General features: G+C 66.1%; 17 protein-coding genes. 10 read left to right on the top strand and 7 right to left on the bottom strand.

The features are described from left to right. Positions 1 to 3 precede the first annotated feature (3 nt). The gene (locus tag MA09_RS18395; RefSeq protein WP_036251639.1) at positions 4 to 552 is read right to left on the bottom strand and encodes a cytochrome b; all 549 of its coding nucleotides are present in this window, start codon (positions 550 to 552) and stop codon (positions 4 to 6) included. A gap of 206 nt (positions 553 to 758) precedes the next feature. Between MA09_RS18395 and MA09_RS18390 the strand changes: the two genes are divergently transcribed. Next, on the top strand, positions 759 to 2,741 hold the full coding sequence (locus tag MA09_RS18390) for a TonB-dependent siderophore receptor (RefSeq protein ID WP_081897673.1): 1,983 nt from the start codon (positions 759 to 761) through the stop codon (positions 2,739 to 2,741). Positions 2,742 to 2,787: 46 nt separating this feature from the next. Here the strand turns inward: MA09_RS18390 and purB are convergent, their stop codons facing one another. Continuing rightward, on the bottom strand, positions 2,788 to 4,179 hold the full coding sequence (gene purB, locus MA09_RS18385) for an adenylosuccinate lyase (RefSeq protein ID WP_036251636.1): 1,392 nt from the start codon (positions 4,177 to 4,179) through the stop codon (positions 2,788 to 2,790). Between the two features lie 157 nt (positions 4,180 to 4,336). Here purB and MA09_RS18380 point away from each other — a divergent pair, with 157 nt between their 5' ends. Together MA09_RS18380 and MA09_RS18375 are read left to right on the top strand one after the other, a co-directional pair. After that, complete coding sequence (locus MA09_RS18380; protein ID WP_036251633.1) at positions 4,337 to 4,951, top strand: glutathione S-transferase N-terminal domain-containing protein; 615 nt, start codon at positions 4,337 to 4,339, stop codon at positions 4,949 to 4,951. Then, on the top strand, positions 4,948 to 5,895 hold the full coding sequence (locus MA09_RS18375; RefSeq protein ID WP_036251631.1) for a PfkB family carbohydrate kinase: 948 nt from the start codon (positions 4,948 to 4,950) through the stop codon (positions 5,893 to 5,895). Before MA09_RS18380 ends, MA09_RS18375 begins: the two co-directional genes overlap by 4 nt. A gap of 68 nt (positions 5,896 to 5,963) precedes the next feature. On the opposite strand, the gene bfr is transcribed toward MA09_RS18375, so the two are convergent. Both bfr and MA09_RS18365 read right to left on the bottom strand, forming a co-directional pair. Beyond that, positions 5,964 to 6,434: a bacterioferritin gene (gene bfr, locus MA09_RS18370; protein WP_027866505.1), complete on the bottom strand. Its 471-nt coding sequence runs from the start codon at positions 6,432 to 6,434 to the stop codon at positions 5,964 to 5,966. Positions 6,435 to 6,698: 264 nt separating this feature from the next. Next, on the bottom strand, positions 6,699 to 6,908 hold the full coding sequence (locus tag MA09_RS18365; RefSeq protein ID WP_036251628.1) for a bacterioferritin-associated ferredoxin: 210 nt from the start codon (positions 6,906 to 6,908) through the stop codon (positions 6,699 to 6,701). Positions 6,909 to 7,142: 234 nt separating this feature from the next. Here MA09_RS18365 and MA09_RS18360 point away from each other — a divergent pair, with 234 nt between their 5' ends. From MA09_RS18360 to MA09_RS18350, 3 genes are read left to right on the top strand one after another with little or no spacing between them, the layout of a single operon-like run. Further along, positions 7,143 to 7,400 (top strand): FeoA family protein, encoded by a 258-nt coding sequence (locus MA09_RS18360; RefSeq protein ID WP_036251626.1) that lies wholly within the window; start codon positions 7,143 to 7,145, stop codon positions 7,398 to 7,400. Between the two features lie 4 nt (positions 7,401 to 7,404). Further along, the gene (locus MA09_RS18355; RefSeq protein ID WP_036251624.1) at positions 7,405 to 9,285 is read left to right on the top strand and encodes a ferrous iron transporter B; all 1,881 of its coding nucleotides are present in this window, start codon (positions 7,405 to 7,407) and stop codon (positions 9,283 to 9,285) included. A 2-nt stretch (positions 9,286 to 9,287) separates the two neighbouring features. Then, complete coding sequence (locus MA09_RS18350; RefSeq protein ID WP_051933570.1) at positions 9,288 to 9,551, top strand: DUF6587 family protein; 264 nt, start codon at positions 9,288 to 9,290, stop codon at positions 9,549 to 9,551. Between the two features lie 13 nt (positions 9,552 to 9,564). Here the strand turns inward: MA09_RS18350 and MA09_RS18345 are convergent, their stop codons facing one another. Together MA09_RS18345 and MA09_RS18340 are read right to left on the bottom strand one after the other, a co-directional pair. Next, the gene (locus MA09_RS18345) at positions 9,565 to 9,942 is read right to left on the bottom strand and encodes a lipoprotein (RefSeq protein WP_036251621.1); all 378 of its coding nucleotides are present in this window, start codon (positions 9,940 to 9,942) and stop codon (positions 9,565 to 9,567) included. 42 nt (positions 9,943 to 9,984) lie between these two features. After that, positions 9,985 to 10,875, bottom strand: a complete 891-nt coding sequence (locus tag MA09_RS18340) for a DUF72 domain-containing protein (RefSeq protein WP_036251620.1) — start codon at positions 10,873 to 10,875, stop codon at positions 9,985 to 9,987. Between the two features lie 81 nt (positions 10,876 to 10,956). Between MA09_RS18340 and MA09_RS18335 the strand changes: the two genes are divergently transcribed. The 3 genes from MA09_RS18335 (at position 10,957) to MA09_RS18325 (ending at position 12,927) form a co-directional block, all read left to right on the top strand. After that, on the top strand, positions 10,957 to 11,628 hold the full coding sequence (locus MA09_RS18335; RefSeq protein ID WP_036251618.1) for a glutathione S-transferase: 672 nt from the start codon (positions 10,957 to 10,959) through the stop codon (positions 11,626 to 11,628). A gap of 102 nt (positions 11,629 to 11,730) precedes the next feature. After that, complete coding sequence (locus tag MA09_RS18330) at positions 11,731 to 12,516, top strand: 5'-3' exonuclease H3TH domain-containing protein (RefSeq protein WP_036251615.1); 786 nt, start codon at positions 11,731 to 11,733, stop codon at positions 12,514 to 12,516. A 12-nt stretch (positions 12,517 to 12,528) separates the two neighbouring features. After that, positions 12,529 to 12,927 carry a response regulator gene (locus tag MA09_RS18325; protein ID WP_036251613.1) on the top strand — a complete coding sequence of 133 codons (399 nt, stop codon included), beginning with the start codon at positions 12,529 to 12,531 and terminating at the stop codon, positions 12,925 to 12,927. Positions 12,928 to 12,946: 19 nt separating this feature from the next. Here MA09_RS18325 and MA09_RS18320 read toward each other — a convergent pair whose 3' ends face one another. After that, positions 12,947 to 13,651 (bottom strand): GAF domain-containing protein, encoded by a 705-nt coding sequence (locus tag MA09_RS18320; RefSeq protein ID WP_036251611.1) that lies wholly within the window; start codon positions 13,649 to 13,651, stop codon positions 12,947 to 12,949. 179 nt (positions 13,652 to 13,830) lie between these two features. Here MA09_RS18320 and MA09_RS18315 point away from each other — a divergent pair, with 179 nt between their 5' ends. Then, positions 13,831 to 15,591: a bifunctional diguanylate cyclase/phosphodiesterase gene (locus tag MA09_RS18315; protein ID WP_036251608.1), complete on the top strand. Its 1,761-nt coding sequence runs from the start codon at positions 13,831 to 13,833 to the stop codon at positions 15,589 to 15,591. The last annotated feature ends 42 nt before the right edge of the window (positions 15,592 to 15,633 follow it).

Here is a 15,633-nt window from a genome sequence, read left to right as displayed (position 1 = left end):
CTCCTAACGGGTAGAGGTGGGGCCAATGCGCGGCAACATGCGCGCCATCACGCCGTCGCGGTCGACGAGCAGGTGCTTGAACGCGGCTGCCACGTGCAGGCCGACAAGCGCGGCCAGCAGCATGTTGAGCCAGTAGTGGACATCCTTCAGCACGACCTTCAAGGCCGGATCGGGCCCGATCAGCACCGGCAGCTCGATCACCCCGAACCAGACGATCGGGTAGCCGGTCGCGAGGCTGTAGAAATAGCCGGACAGGGGCACCGCGAACATCAGGAGGTACAGCAGCCAGTGCAGGCCATGGGCGGCGCCGCGCTGCCAGGCCGGCATCTCGTCGGCGTAGGCCGGCGGGTGGCGGAACAAGCGCCACAGCAGGCGCAGGGCTGCGAGCAGCAGCACCGTCACGCCGGCCCATTTGTGCCAGTTGAAGTACTTCAGCTTGGTCGGCGTGATGCCCGGGATATCGGTCATGACCAGCCCGAGCGTGAACGTCCCGATGATCAGCAGGGCGATCAACCAGTGCAGGGCAATGGCCGGGAAGGTATAGCGTTGCATGGAATTGCTTATTGGAAAGTTGTACGTGTTAGGACTAACTATATCAGTCTTTGCCGCATGCTGCTGAAGAGGATGATTTTTCCGCCAAGTACACTAGCACGGATTGCAAAAGCTGCACAGCTGGGGTGTCCGGAATGTAAAATCTGTCTGGAACATCGTTTATCAGAGATAACTGGCGGCTACATCCCATGCCACACCGTAAGCATATGAATGCCATACCACCGCTGACCTATCGCCCTCTCGGGCCACGCAAGCGCCTGGCGGCGGCTTGCCTCGGCCTGGCGGTCGCGCTCGGTGCGCACGGGGAAGAGCCTGAGCGCCGCCCCGACAACCTGGCCGACCTGTCGATCGAAGAACTGGCCAATATCCCGGTGATGTCGGTCTCCAAGCGTCCCGAACGCCTGCAGGATGCCGCCGCGGCGATCTTCGTCATCACCGCCGAGGACATCCGCCGTTCCGGCGCCGCGACCTTGCCGGAGGTGCTGCGCCTGGCCCCGAACCTGCACGTGGCACGCGTCAACGGCTACAGCTATTCGATCAGCGCGCGCGGCATGAACCAGAGCGGCAACAGTTACTCGAACAAGCTGCTGGTGCTGATCGACGGCCGTTCGGTCTATACCCCGCTGTTTTCCGGCGTGTTCTGGGATGCCCAGGAAGTGCTGTTGGAGGACGTCGAGCGCATCGAGGTGATCAGCGGTCCGGGCGGCGTGCTGTGGGGCCTGAACGCGGTCAACGGGGTCATCAACATCACCACCCGTTCCGCACGCGACACCCAGGGCAGCCTGGCGACCCTGCAGGCCGCGACCGACGGCGCCACCGTCTCCTACCGCCACGGCGGCACCACCGCCGGCGGGATCGCCTGGCGCGCCTTCGGCAAGACCACGCGGCGCGAAGACAGCGAACTGGCCAGCGGCGCCCCGGTCAACGATGCTTATCGCCGCAGCCTGGTGGGTGTGCGCGCCGACTGGGAACGCGGGCTTGATCGTTTCAGCGTGATCGGCAATGCCTATCGCGGCCGTTTTGACCAGCCGGCGCCTGGCGAGATCAATGCACCCGGCGTGCCCGCGACCCTGGGCAAGGTACGCTCGGACGGCGTCAACCTGACCGCGCGCTGGGAACGGCTGCTTGCGGGCGGCGCCAGCCTGATGGCGCAGGCCTACTTCGACCACACGCTGCGCCGCGCCGAACCGCTGTTCGGCGAGCGCCTGTACACGACCGACCTGCAGTTCCAGCACACGCTGGCGCCGGTCGCCGGACCCGGGGGCAGGCACAGCATCGTCTGGGGTGCCAATGTCCGCCACAGCCGCGACCGGGTCGACAACTCCGCCGTCGTCGCCTTCCTGCCGCCGCGCACCTCCCAGCAATGGGCCAACCTGTTCGCCCAGGACGAGATTGCGCTTGCCCGAGATTGGTACCTGACCCTGGGCAGCCGCCTCGAGTACAACGAATACACAGGTAGCGAATGGCTGCCGAGCGCGCGCCTGTCCTGGCGGCTGTCGTCCCAGCATGCGCTGTGGGCGGCGGCCTCGCGCACCGTGCGCGCACCGTCGCGCCTGGACGTCGATGCCTTCCTGCCGGGGCGCCCGCCCTACCTGCTGCGCGGCGGGCCGCAGGTACGCGGGGAGGTGTCCCGGGTATTCGAGCTGGGCTACCGCGGCAACCCGGCGCCGGCGCTGTCCTATTCGGTGACCTTGTTCCACCACGATTACGACTACCTGCGCACGACCGAGACCAACCCAGCCGGTTTCATCACCTTCGACAGCCTGATGGAAGGGCGCTCGAGCGGCATCGAGGCCTGGGGCAGCTGGCAGGCGGCCGAGCGCTGGCGCCTGTCGGCCGGCTGGACCGCCATGCACCAGAAGCTGCGCCTGAAGCCGGGTAGCAGCGACGTGAATGCCACCCGCGTGGCGGACCGCGACCCGGCGCATACCTTCCAGCTGCGTTCGGTCTACGGCATCGACGACCGGCGCGACATCGAGCTTACGCTGCGCAAGGTGGCCGGCAAGTCCTTCCCGGAGGTGCCGGCCTACACGGCGCTCGACGCACGCTTCGGCTGGCGCATCCGGCCGGGGCTGGAACTGGCGCTGACCGGCGAGAACCTCACCGGGGGGCATGGGGAATACGGGACGATCGTGTACCGGGCCGAGATCGAACGGCGGCTCGGCGTGAAGGTGGTGTGGGAGTATTGAAGAAGGGGCGTAGGGCGGTTGGCTCTGCCGACCGCCCTACAGTTGTTTAGATCGCCTTGGCCAGCTCGGCAGCCAGGCCGGTGTAGTTCGCCGGCGTCATCGAGAGCAGCAGGTCCTTGGCTTCCTGCGGAATCGCCAGCGTGCCGATGAACTCCTGCAGCGCCTCGCGGGTAATGCCTTTGCCGCGGGTGAGTTCCTTCAGCTGCTCGTACGGATTCTCGATGCCGTAGCGGCGCATGACGGTCTGCACCGGCTCGGCCAGCACTTCCCAGCTCGCGTCCAGGTCCTGCTCGAGGCGGGCCGCATTCACTTCCAGCTTGTTCAGGCCGCGCAGGCAGCTGTCGTAGGCCAGCAGCGCGTAGCCGAAACCGACGCCGATGTTACGCAGCACGGTCGAATCGGTCAGGTCGCGCTGCATGCGCGAGACCGGCAGCTTCTCGGCCATGTGGCGCAGCACCGCGTTGGCCAGGCCCAGGTTGCCTTCCGAATTCTCGAAGTCGATCGGGTTGACCTTGTGCGGCATGGTCGACGAGCCGATTTCGCCGGCCCGCAGTTTCTGCTTGAAGTAACCCAATGAGACATAGGTCCAGATGTCGCGGTTCAAGTCGAGCAGAATGGTGTTGGCGCGCGCGACGGCGTCGAACATCTCGGCCATGTAGTCGTGCGGCTCGATCTGGATGGTGTACGGATTGAATACCAGGCCCAGGCGCTGCTCGATGACCTCTTTCGAGAAGGCCGGCCAGTCGAAGCCCGGGTAGGCCGACAGGTGGGCGTTGTAGTTGCCGACCGCGCCGTTCATCTTGCCGAGGATCTCGACGTCGGCGATGCGCTTGACGGCGCGCTGCAGGCGCGCCACCACGTTGGCGAATTCCTTGCCCAGGGTGGTCGGGCTGGCGGTCTGGCCGTGGGTGCGCGACAGCATCGGCAGGGCCGCGTTGGCGTGCGCGATCTCGGTCAGCTTGGCGATGATGTTCTGCAGGGCCGGCAGCAGCACGCCGTCGCGTGCCGCTTTCAGCATCATGCCGTGCGAAGTGTTGTTGATGTCTTCCGAGGTGCAGCCGAAGTGGATGAACTCGCTCGCCGCCACCAGCTCCGGCACGTCCTTCACCTGCTCCTTGAGCCAGTATTCCACTGCCTTGACGTCATGGTTGGTGACCGCCTCGATCTCCTTGATGCGCGCCGCCTCGGGCTCGCCGAAGTTCGCGGCCATGCGTTCGAGGTGAGCGTTCGCTTCTGCCGAGAACGGCTTGATCTCCGGGAAGCCGGCCTGCGACAGCGCCTGCAGCCAGGCGATTTCCACCTTCACGCGGTGGTGCATGAAGCCCGCTTCGGACAGGATCGGGCGCAGTTTGTCGGTTTTCGACGCGTAGCGGCCGTCCAGCGGGGACAGGGCCGACAGGGTAGGCGACGGGGCAGATGAGGGGACGGTAGAGGTCATGGCAGGCGGTCCGTGCAAAAACGCGGATTTTACCACCGGGCGGAGCCGGGAGCCTTGCGCCGGCTGTCGCGCCGGCACTGAGGGAGGCCGGTCTGGCGCAGACAAGCGCCGAAATGGCGATGCTATACTGGCACCCAATCCTCTCATTCGGGCATGTATGAAACTCATCGGTTCCCTCACCAGTCCCTATGTGCGCAAAGTCCGTGTCGTGATGGCGGACAAGAAGCTCGATTTCAGCCTTGAACAGGAAAACGTCTGGTCCCCGGAGACCAACATCCAGCAGGTCAACCCGCTGGGCAAGGTTCCCTGCCTCGTGATGGAAGACGGCAGCACGCTGTACGATTCGCGCGTGATCGCCGAATACCTCGACACCATCTCGCCGGTCTGCAAGCTGCTGCCGCCGAACGGCCGTGACCGCGCCGAAGTCAAGGTGTGGGAAGCGCTCGCCGACGGCGTGATCGACGCCGCCGTGCTGGCCTTCGTCGAGCGCCGCGACCGCGCGCCCGAGCAGCAGAGCGCCAAGTGGATCGAACGCCAGATGGGCAAGGTGCACGCCGGCCTGCGCGAGATGTCCGTGCGGCTGGGCGACGCGAACTACTGCATGGGCATCCACTACACGCTGGCCGACGTCGCCGTGGGCTGCGCGCTGGGCTGGCTCTCCCTGCGCTTCCCCGATATCGACTGGCGCGGCGACTATCCGAACCTGGCGCGCCTGGCCGACAAACTCGCCGAGCGTCCGTCGTTCCGCGACACCGCGCCGCCCGTCGCGTGAGTGCCCCGGTCTCCGCCGCGACCGTCGTCTTCGGTGAAGCGCTGGTCGACGACTTCACCACCGAGCAGGTAGTCGGCGGCGCGCCCTTCAACGTGGCGCGCCACCTGGCGGCCTTCATGGCGCCGCAGCTGATGCTCACGCGCATCGGAGACGACAAGCCGGGCCTGGCGGTGCGCGCCGAGTTCGAGCGCTTCGCGATGAGCGAGGCCGGGCTGCAGGTCGATGCCATCGAGGAGACCGGCCGGGTGCTGGTCGAGCGCCGGGCGCGTGGCAGCCACCGCTTCACGATCCTGCCGAACCAGGCCTACGACTTCATCGACCGCGCACAGGCGCAGGCGGCGCTGGACGCATTGGCGGGCGGGCCGCCGGGCATCTTTTATTTCGGCACGCTGGCCCAGCGCCACGAGCGCTCGCGCGCTACCCTGATGGCCTTGCTGCGCGCCACGCCGGCGCTGCGCTACCTCGACCTGAACCTGCGCAACGGGCAGGCGGATGAACGCATCGTCACGCGCTCGCTGCAGGAAGCCAACATCGCCAAGGTCAACGAGGAAGAACTGCAGGCGATGTTCGGCTGGTACTTCCAGATCAAGCCGGACGCTCCACCCATGGCGGCCGACGAGGTGCACGCCTCGTGCCAGGCGCTGCTGCAGATGTTCTCGCTCGACGCGCTGATCGTCACGCTGGGGCACCGCGGCTCGGTGTACTTCGGCGCGGATGGGCAGGTGCTGATGCACCGCGACAACCCGGCGCCGCCGTTTGTCATCGACACGGTAGGGGCGGGCGATGCCTTCTCGGCGATTTTCCTGCTGGGGAGGATGCGGGGCTGGCCGCTCGATGTCAGCCTGGCGCGCGCGAATGAGTTCGCGGGGGCGATCTGCGCGATTCCTGGAGCGGTGCCGCGCGACCTGGGCTTTTACGACCAGTGGATGAGGAAGTGGCGCTGAGCCGAAGCATAGTTAAAAACACCACCCCGCACAGGCGGGGGGGGGGTTCAGCGCACTGCAAGAAACGCTTATTCGCTGATCTGGCTCTGCAGGTAGTTCTGGATGCCGACCTTCACGATCAGGTCCAGCTGGGTTTCCAGCCACTCGATATGCTCCTCGGTATCTTCGAGGATCATCAGGAACAGGTCGCGGGTCACGTAGTCCGCCGCCGCTTCCGCCGCCGCAATGCCTTCCTTGACCGTCACCTGGGCCGCGCGCTCGAGCTTGAGGTCGCATTCCAGCATTTCCTGGGTCGATTCACCGATGAGCAGCTTGTGCAGCGCCTGCAGGTTCGGCAGGCCGTCGAGCATCAGGATGCGGTCGATCAGCTTGTCGGCGTGCTTCATTTCGCCGATCGATTCGTCGTACTCCTTCTTCGCCAGCTTGCCGAAGCCCCAGTGGCGGTACATGCGTGCATGCAGGAAGTACTGGTTGATCGCGGTGAGTTCGTTGGTCAGCTGTGCGTTCAGCAAACGAAGAACGTTCTGGTCGCCTTTCATGTCAATGCCCTTGGTGATTTTGAATGGGCTCCATGATAACAAACAAGCCGCCAGATTTCGGCCCAAAAGCGCCGCAAAAGCTGAAAAAAGCCCGTCAAATGCGTGAAAAAGCGAAGAATCGGGCCGTAATAAAAAGCGTTCTCGTTCCGGTGTGCGAACGCTTCTCACTACCACGGAAAGGGGGGCCTGCACAGGCCGCGTCTGCGACCGCTCCGAACAAAAAAAGCCCCGCTGCAGCGGGGCCAGAGAGACACTGCGGTAAAGTCAAGCCGCTTGCGGAACGCGGCGGACTTCGGTGATCGTGGTTTTGCTGTCGATGTGTTCGTGCAGGACTTCGCGTGCGTAGCTGACGCACTTGCCGCACATGGTGCCGACGCCCAATTCCTTGTGCAGTTCGGCTACCGAGCTAATGCCCATGTCGACCGCCTGGCGGATTTCGCGGTCGGAGATGTTGTTGCAGACACAGACGATCATCTTTCGATTCCTTGGGCTCGTTGAGCACTGACACTTGTTCACTTGGCATTTAAATGAGAATCAATCTCATTCGTGTTGCTATTCTCCGTAAACTCGATCGCGTTTGCAACAGGAATTTGGGGTCTACGTGATCTTTCTTTGGTCTGTGATCAAAGCGCAAATAGAAATAATTCGCATTTAGGTTTATGATGCTAATTATCTGTCTCATCAGCGCTACACTTACCGGACGCGACCATGACTCTTGCTCCCTCCCTCACCACGCTCGACGCCCTCCCGGCCGGCCAGAGCGGCACTGTGATCCACCTGGCGCCGCCTGCGCAGCAGGGTGGTTTCGACGTCCAGCGCCGCCTGATGGAACTCGGCTTCGTGCCGGGCGAGCGCATCCGCGTGCTCAAGCGCGTGCTGGGCGGCCCGCTGGCCGTCAAGGTCGGCGAGTCCACCTTTGCACTGCGTCGCTTCGAAGCGGCCCTCGTGTCGATCAAGCCGGAATAAGCGGATGGGTGTCATGGAACAACAGGTGGCGTCGCGCACGCCCCTGGTCGCACTGCTCGGCAATCCCAACTGCGGCAAGACCGCACTCTTCAACCGCCTGACCGGCTCGCGCCAGAAGGTCGCGAACTATGCCGGCGTGACCATCGAACGCAAGGAAGGCAGCTTCACCTCGCCCGGGGGGCGCGCATTCCGCGTGCTCGATCTGCCGGGCGCCTACAGCCTGAGCGCCCATACCCCGGACGAAGCCATCACGCGTGACGTCGTGGCCGGCCTGCGCGCGGGCGAGCAAGCGCCGGATGCGGTCCTGTGCGTGGTCAACGCAACCAACCTGCGCCTGAACCTGCGCATGGTGCTCGAGCTCAAGCGCCTCGGCCTGCCGATGGTGCTGGTATTGAACATGGTCGACGTCGCCAAGAAGCGCGGGATCACCATCGATGCCGCCAAGCTGTCCGCCGCGCTGGACATGCCGGTGGTCGAAACCGTCGCTATCCAGGCCGGCGGCGAACAGGCCCTGCTGGCCCAGCTCGACCGCATGGTGTTCGACGCCCCGGTCAAGCCGAATCCGCTGTCTGCCATCGATGCGGTGCCGGTCGAGGAAACCCAGCGTGAAGTGCGCCGCATCCTCGACCTCGCCGTCTCCACCGCCGGCGACCGCGGCAACCTGACGGAAAAGATCGACAACGTGGTGCTGCACCCGGTGGCGGGACCGGTGATCCTGGCCGCCCTGATGTTCCTGATTTTCCAGGCCGTGTTCAGCTGGGCCGGCACGCCGATGGACCTGATCGAGGCTGGCGTGACCGTCCTGGGCGAACAGGTCGGCGCCTTGCTGGGCGAAGGCGTGCTGCACAGCCTGATCGTGGACGGCATCATCGCCGGCGTCGGCAGCGTGCTGGTGTTCCTGCCGCAGATCCTGATCCTGTTCTTCTTCATCCTGTTGCTGGAAGACGTGGGCTACCTGCCGCGCGCCGCCTTCCTGCTGGACCGCATCATGGGCAGCGTCGGCCTGTCGGGCCGCGCCTTCCTGCCGCTGCTGTCCTCGTTCGCCTGCGCGATTCCCGGCATCATGGCCGCGCGCACCATCCAGAATCCGCGCGACCGCCTGGTGACGATCATGATCGCGCCGCTCATGACCTGCTCGGCGCGCCTGCCGGTGTATGCGCTCCTGATCGCCGCCTTCATCCCGAACCGGATCGTGGCGGGCGGCCTCAACCTGCAGGGCCTGGTGCTGTTCGGCCTGTACATGGCCGGCATCCTGAGCGCCATGGCGGTGGCCTGGTTCATGAAGCGCCGCAGCGACTACAAGCAGCATGCGCTGATGATGGAACTGCCGGCCTACCACTTGCCGCAACTCAGCGCACTGGCATCCGGCCTGTGGGAACGTGCCAAGATCTTCCTGAAGCGGGTCGGTACCCTGATCCTCACCATGATGATCCTGCTCTGGCTGCTGTCGAGCTTCCCGGGCGCACCGGAAGGCGCGACCCATCCGCCGATCTATTACAGCGTGGCCGGCATGATCGGCCGCGCGCTGGAAGTCATCCTGGCGCCGATCGGTTTCGGGTGGGAGATCGGGATCGCCCTGGTGCCGGGCATGGCCGCACGCGAAGTGGCGGTCGGCGCGCTGGCGCAGGTCTACGCCCTGTCGGGCGGCGACGAAGCCGCCAGCACCCTGGCGCCGCTGGTCGCGCAGTCGTGGTCGCTGGCCACCGGCCTGTCGCTGCTCACCTGGTACATCTACGCGCCGCACTGCCTGCCGACGCTGGCCACCGTGGCGCGCGAGACCGGCAGCCGCCGCTACGCCTGGATCATGGCCGGCTACATGTTCGGCCTGGCCTACGTGGCGGCCTTCATCGTCTACCGCACGACGCTGTTCCTTACAGGGGCCTGAACATGTGGCAGGAGCTGGTCGCCGGGATCATCGTCGCGCTGGCCGTGCTGTACGCCGGCGCGAAGTACCTGCCGGACAGCTGGCGCCGTGCGATCGTGCACCGTCTCTCGAAAGGCGGCAAGCAGTCGCGGCTGGTGAAATGGTTGGACACCTCGGCCAGCTGCGGCAGCGGCTGCAAGAGCTGTAACACCTGCGGGCCATCCGAGCCCGCGCCGCCGCCCGGCAAGGGCAACGGCAAGGTCGTCAAGATCCACGAGCGCCGCTAGGCGCGCCCAGGACTCAGGGCGCCGCCACGCTGACAACGCGCCAGACGCCGCCCACCCCATCCCCGGTCTTGTCTCCCGCCTTCTTGTCCTTCACGAAGGTGTACAGCGGCTTGCCGCCGTGCGCCAGCTGCTTGCTGCCGTCGGCGCGCGTGACCACGGAGTAGGGCGGGCGCGGGCTGCCCTCGGCGATCACGGGCGGCCAGTTTTTCGCACAGGCGGCGACGCAACTGCTCTTGCCGCTGCCGGCTTCATCCTTGTCGTAGGTGTAGACCGTCATGCCGGCAGCATTGACGAGCACCCCGTTTGCGATTCGCAAGGGTGCGCTCTCGGCGAGTACGGCGGCAGGCAACAGCAGGGCTGCGGCAAGGGTACTGACTCGAAGCAAGATCATGGTGCTCTCCCGGGCAGTGAATGCCTGGGATAGACAGCGTTTTCACCCAGCTGTTCCGTTCAGGCTCTCGACTGCTGTGATCAGTCGACGTGCGTCATAGGGAGCATGCACCTTGATGTCGTTGTCGAAGTAACAGTAGACGTCGCGTGAGGCTGCCGCCGGCGGAGGCAGCGTCGAGACCAGGCGCGCGCCTTCCGGCTGTCCACCCGTGCGCCAGGCATGGATGCGCGCCGCCCAGCTTGCTATCGCATCGTCTTCGTAGCCGCTCGCGTACAGCTCCTTGTCGCCGTGCAGGCGGATGTAGACGAAGTCGGCGGTGACGTCCTCGCACAGCGGCCACCTGCCGGCGGTGTCCGCCACTACCAGCGCCACGTTATACCTGCGCAGCATGGCGATGAAAGCCGGGTCCATGAAGCTCTCGTGGCGGATCTCGACGGCGTGCCGCATCGGGCGCCGTGGCCCGGCCTCGAGCGATACCCTGCCTTCCATGCGCGGCTGGTACTGCAGCGCGAGTTCGCGGGCGCTATCGGTGTCCTGCGGCAGCAAGGACAGGAAGTGCTCGAAGCGCTGCGGTTCGAATTTCACGATGGGCGGGAATTGCCACAGGAAAGGCCCCAGCTTGTCGCGCAGTTCGAACACGCCCGAGGCCAGCACATTTGCCAGCGGACCTTCGATGTCCTTCAACTTGAGCATGTGGGTGAGGAAACGGTTGCCCTTGACCGCGAACACGAAGCCGGGCGGGGTAGCCGCATACCAGGCGGCATAGCTTTCCGGCCGCTGCAGGGAGTAGAACGAGCCGTTGATCTCGATGCTGGGCAGTTGGCCGGCCGCGTATGCGAGTTCGCGGTGCTGGGCCAGCCCCTTCGGGTAGAACACGCCGCGCCACGGCACGTAGCGCCAGCCGGAAATGCCGATGTAGACCGATCCGTTCATAGGGCTAACGATACACTGCCTCGTCCGTTGGCAGGCGCACCCATGCTAAGCTTGCAAGCTCTCGAATTCTGCGGAAAAGCCATGATCGTCGTCCACCACCTGAACAATTCGCGCTCGCAGCGCATCCTCTGGCTGCTCGAAGAGCTCGGGCTCGGCTACGAGATCAAGAAGTACCAGCGCGACCCGAAGACCATGCTGGCGCCGCCGGAACTGAAAGCGGTGCACCCGCTCGGCAAGTCGCCGGTGATCACGGACGACGGCCTGGTCGTGGCCGAATCCGGCGCGATCGTCGAGTACCTCACCGGACGCTACGGCAACGGGCGCCTGGTGCCGGCACCCGGCACGCCGGAGCGCCTGCGCTACACCTACTTCCTGCACTTCGCCGAGGGCTCGGCCATGCCGCCGCTCCTGATGAAGCTGGTGTTCGACAAGGTGGAGAACAGCCCGATGCCCTTCTTTGCTAAGCCGATCGCGCGCTCGATCGCACGCAAGGTCAAGGACAGCTTCATCATGCCGAACATCCGTAGCCAGCTCGACTTCCTGGAGGGCGAACTGGGCAACTCGACCTGGTTTGCCGGCGAGGAGTTCAGCGCCGCCGACATCCAGATGAGCTTTGCGCTGGAAGCGGCCGCTTCGCGCGGGGGGCTCGGCAGCCAGTATCCGAAGCTGTCGGCTTTCCTGGAGCGGATCCATGCGCGTCCGGCCTACAGGCGCGCGCTGGAGCGCGGCGGCGAATACGCGTACGCCAAGTGAGCCCGGGATGCCTGCCTGCTGGGTGCAGGCCCAGCGCTTTCCTCGGCGGCGCGCCCGGTTTATCATGACGCCGCCGCAACCCACCCCGATAACCGCACCACCATGAGCAAACAGGGAAAGCTGCTCGCCATCGACGGCCTGAACATCGTGCGCCGCGTCTACGAAGCCAGCCCCGAACCGGACTCCGACCTGAAGGCCAGCATCGCGCTGCGCCACGCGTTCTCGTCTTTCCGCAACGTGCTGGAAGCGCACGCGCCGACCCACGTGCTGGCTGCCTTCGACTACGGGGGGCCCAACTGGCGCCATGCCTTGTATCCGCGCTACCGCGAAGGGCGCGCCGCCATGCCGGCGCCGCTGCGCGAGGCCCTGCCGGGCTTCCACGAGCGCCTGCGCCAGGCCGGACTGCACGTGCTGGCCGTGCCCGAGGTCGAGGCCGACGACGTGATCGCGACCGGCGTCATGCGCTGGCTGCAGGAAGGGCGGGGCGAAGCCATCGTGGCCACCACCGACAAGGACCTGCACATCCTGATCGCGCACGGCGCGCTGGTGTGGGACCATTTCAAGAACGAATGGCATGACGACGCTTGGGTGCGCCAGCGCTTCGGCGTGGCGCCGGAACTGCTGCACGACCTGCTGGCGCTGATGGGGGACCCGACCGACGGCGTGCCGGGCGTATCGAAGATCGGCATGAAGACCGCGGCGCGCCTGCTCAATGCCTACGGCAGCCTGGACGCCGTGGTGGCGGGCGCCGGCATCCTCAAGACCCCGCTGGGCGAGAGGCTGCGCGCCGAGCGTGAGATACTCGAGGTGTCGCGCTGCCTGGTGTCGCTCAAGCTGGACGTGCGGCTGGGCGTCACCTGGAATATGCTGGCCTATGAATCATACTGAAGGAAAGCGCCGATGCTGAAGGTATTGATCGTGGACGGCAGCGCCATTGCGCGCGGCCTGCTCAACACCGTACTGCTTGATGGCGGCTACGACGTCGTCGCGCAGACGCATACCGGCACGCTTGGCTTCGGCCTGGCGATGAAGCACCGCCCCCAGATCGTCTGCATCGCGCGCGAGCAGGCCGAGGACGGCAGCCGCATCGTCGAGGAACTGCGCGTGCAGCTGCCGAAGGCAATGATCTTCATGGTGTCAGGCACGCTCGATGCCACCGCCATCCAGGACGCGCTCGCGCGCGGCGTGCACGGCTTCATCGTCAAGCCCTTCAAGGCCGAGGCCGTGCTCAAGACCATCCGCAATACCGTGATCGCGGTCGTTCGCAAGCAGCAGGCTGCGGCGGGTAACGCGGCGTAACAGAAAAACTGAACGGCGCTCAGCCGCGACGTTTGGTCTCTTCCGACGCTATTTCCGCCAGCTCGTGCAGGGCGCGCAGCTCGCGCTCGCGCAGCCGGCGCGGCTCGCGGTCCAGCACGCACAGGGTGCCGAAGCGGCGGCCTTGCGCGTCTTCCAGCGGCACGCCGGCATAGAAGCGCACGTGCGGCGCCCGCGTCACCAGCGGGTTGGCGGCGAAGCGCACATCATTGGCGGCGTCGACCACCACGAACGCCTCGCCGCTCGCCAGCGCGTGGTCACAGAATGCCCATTCGCGCGGCGTTTCCTGCAGACCGACGCCCACGCGCGCCTTGAACCACTGGCGCTGCCCGGCCAGCACCGTGACCAGCGCCATCGGACAGTCCGTCACCTGTGCGGCCAGCCGTGCCAGGCGGTCGAAAACTTCCTCGGGCGCGGTGTCGAGCAGGGCATGGCCGGACAGCGCTTCGACGTCCTGCGGCGCGGCCGCTGCACTGGCAGGCAGAGACGTGAAGCCCGCAGCTTCGGGCTCCCCGGGCACGACGCCGGCGGCGCCTTGTTTCGCCTGCAGACGGCGCACGGCGCTCAGTCGCACGCGCCGGTGCCCGCCGGGTGTCTTCCATGCCGGCAGTGCCCCGCTTTCCATCCAGAGCTGCGCGGTGCTGACGGCCACGCCCAGCATGTGCGCCGCTTCCCGCGTCGTCAGGATCGGATCGTCCTCGCTCATGTTCTTGGTGATTTGTAGTAAGTGCAGGCATTCTACCCGAAATGCGACAATATTTGACGAAAATGCGCACGGAGTTAGGGAAATATTGACCGCAAGCATCGTATTGCAGAAAAATGCCGCTATAATCGGCATTTCCGATAAATACGTGCGCCTTTCGGTGTGCGAAGCCAGGGCGCCCCATGAATACGAGGCATGATCCATTTCTCCAGGAAGCCGACCGCATCGAAGTGCTGCGCCAGCTGGAGCTGCTCGACACCGCACCCAGCGAAGCCTTCGACCGCATCACCCGCATGGCTTCCCAGCTGTTCCAGCTGCCGATCGCCGCGGTCTCGCTGACTGACACCGACCGCCAGTGGTTCAAGTCGAAGGTGGGTGTCGAGCACAATGCGATCCCGCGCGTAAAGGCGCCCTGTGCGGCGGTGGCGGACAGCGGCGAGATGCTGGAAGTGCCGGACCTGCTGGAGAGCGAGTGCTTCCGCGACAGCCCCCTGGCCGACAGCGGGATCCGTTTCTACCTGGGCGCGCCGCTGGTGACGAAGACCGGACACTGCCTGGGAGCGATGTGCGTGCTCGGCACCGAACCGCGCGCGGTGACGGATACCGATCGCACCGCATTGAGCGACCTGGCGGCCATGGTCATGGCGCAGATCGAGCTGCAGCATGCGCTGGGACGTATCGATCCGGTCAGCGGCCTGCCCAACCGGAACCAGTTCGTCAGCGACGTGCGCGACCTGGCGATCGTCACCGCCGAGGGGGAACCCCAGCTGGCGGCCCTGGTCAGCCTGGCGACGCCGGAAGAGCTGAGCGACGCCATGCGGGTGATGGGGAGCACCTGGCTCGACGACATCGTGCGCGCAGCCGTGCCGGCCCTGCGAGGGCTGGCCGGCGGCGGCAAGGTCTACCACGTTGCACCGACCCAGTTCGCCTTCCTGGCGCCGCTCGGCCTGTCCCTGGTGCGTTTCAGCAGCACCTTGATGGCCTGGCTGGGGGAACGCACGCCGATGGGACAGGGCGGCTTCCTGACCACGGCCACGGTCGGCCTGGTGCGCTTCGCCGTGGGCCAGGACGCGCCGCTCGACGTGCTGCGCAACCTGCACAGTGCCGCCCACGATGCGCGCGACGCCGAATCCGGCCTGCGCGTGTATTCGCCCGAGCAGGATGCCGCCTACCGCCACCGCTTCTGGCTGATCAGCGAACTCGGGCGCGCACTGGCCCAGCCGAGCGAGCTGCACCTCGCCTTCCAGCCCAAGGTCTCCCTGTTCGACGGCAGCTGCCTCGGCGTGGAAGCCCTGCTGCGCTGGAACCATCCCGATGCCGGCCCGATTCCGCCGGGCGAATTCATGCCCATCGTCGAGACCACCTCGCTGGCCCGCGCCACCACCGAATGGGTGCTGGGGGCGGCCCTGCGCCAGCTGGCGGCCTGGCATGCCGACGGCGTGACCCTGCAGGTCGCGGTCAACGTCTCCGCCGTGAACCTCGAGGAACCGGACTTCAGCGACCGCGTGCTGGAGGGGCTGGCGCGCCACGGCCTGCCGGCCGCTTGCCTGGCCCTGGAAATGACGGAAAGCGCGCTGATGCGCAAGCCGAAGGCCGCGCACGACACGATGGCGCGGCTGGCCGCGGGCGGCGTGAAGATCGCCATCGACGACTTCGGCACCGGCTACAGCAGCCTGTCCTACCTGCAGGACATGCCGGCCGACGTGGTCAAGATCGACCAGTCGTTCGTGCGCGGCATGGAGAAGGACGAGCGCACGCGTGCGCTGGTGACGACCATGATCAAGCTGTCGCACGACCTCGGCCACCGGGTGGTGGCGGAAGGCGTGGAGACGGAGGGAGTGGCGCAGCAGCTGCGCGCGGCGGGCTGCGACGAGGCGCAGGGGTACTACTACGGGCGCCCGATGGCGCCGGCGGCGCTGGCCGAGTGGCTGGCAGGGCGGTAGGGGGGGCGGGTCTCCCGCCCACGCGTTCAAATCGCGGTGATG

This window comes from Massilia sp. BSC265 (genome assembly GCF_000740675.1).
GTDB lineage: Bacteria > Pseudomonadota > Gammaproteobacteria > Burkholderiales > Burkholderiaceae_D > Telluria.
Note: the sequence above shows the minus strand (reverse complement) of the source record. Positions and strands in the feature narration are given on the sequence as shown.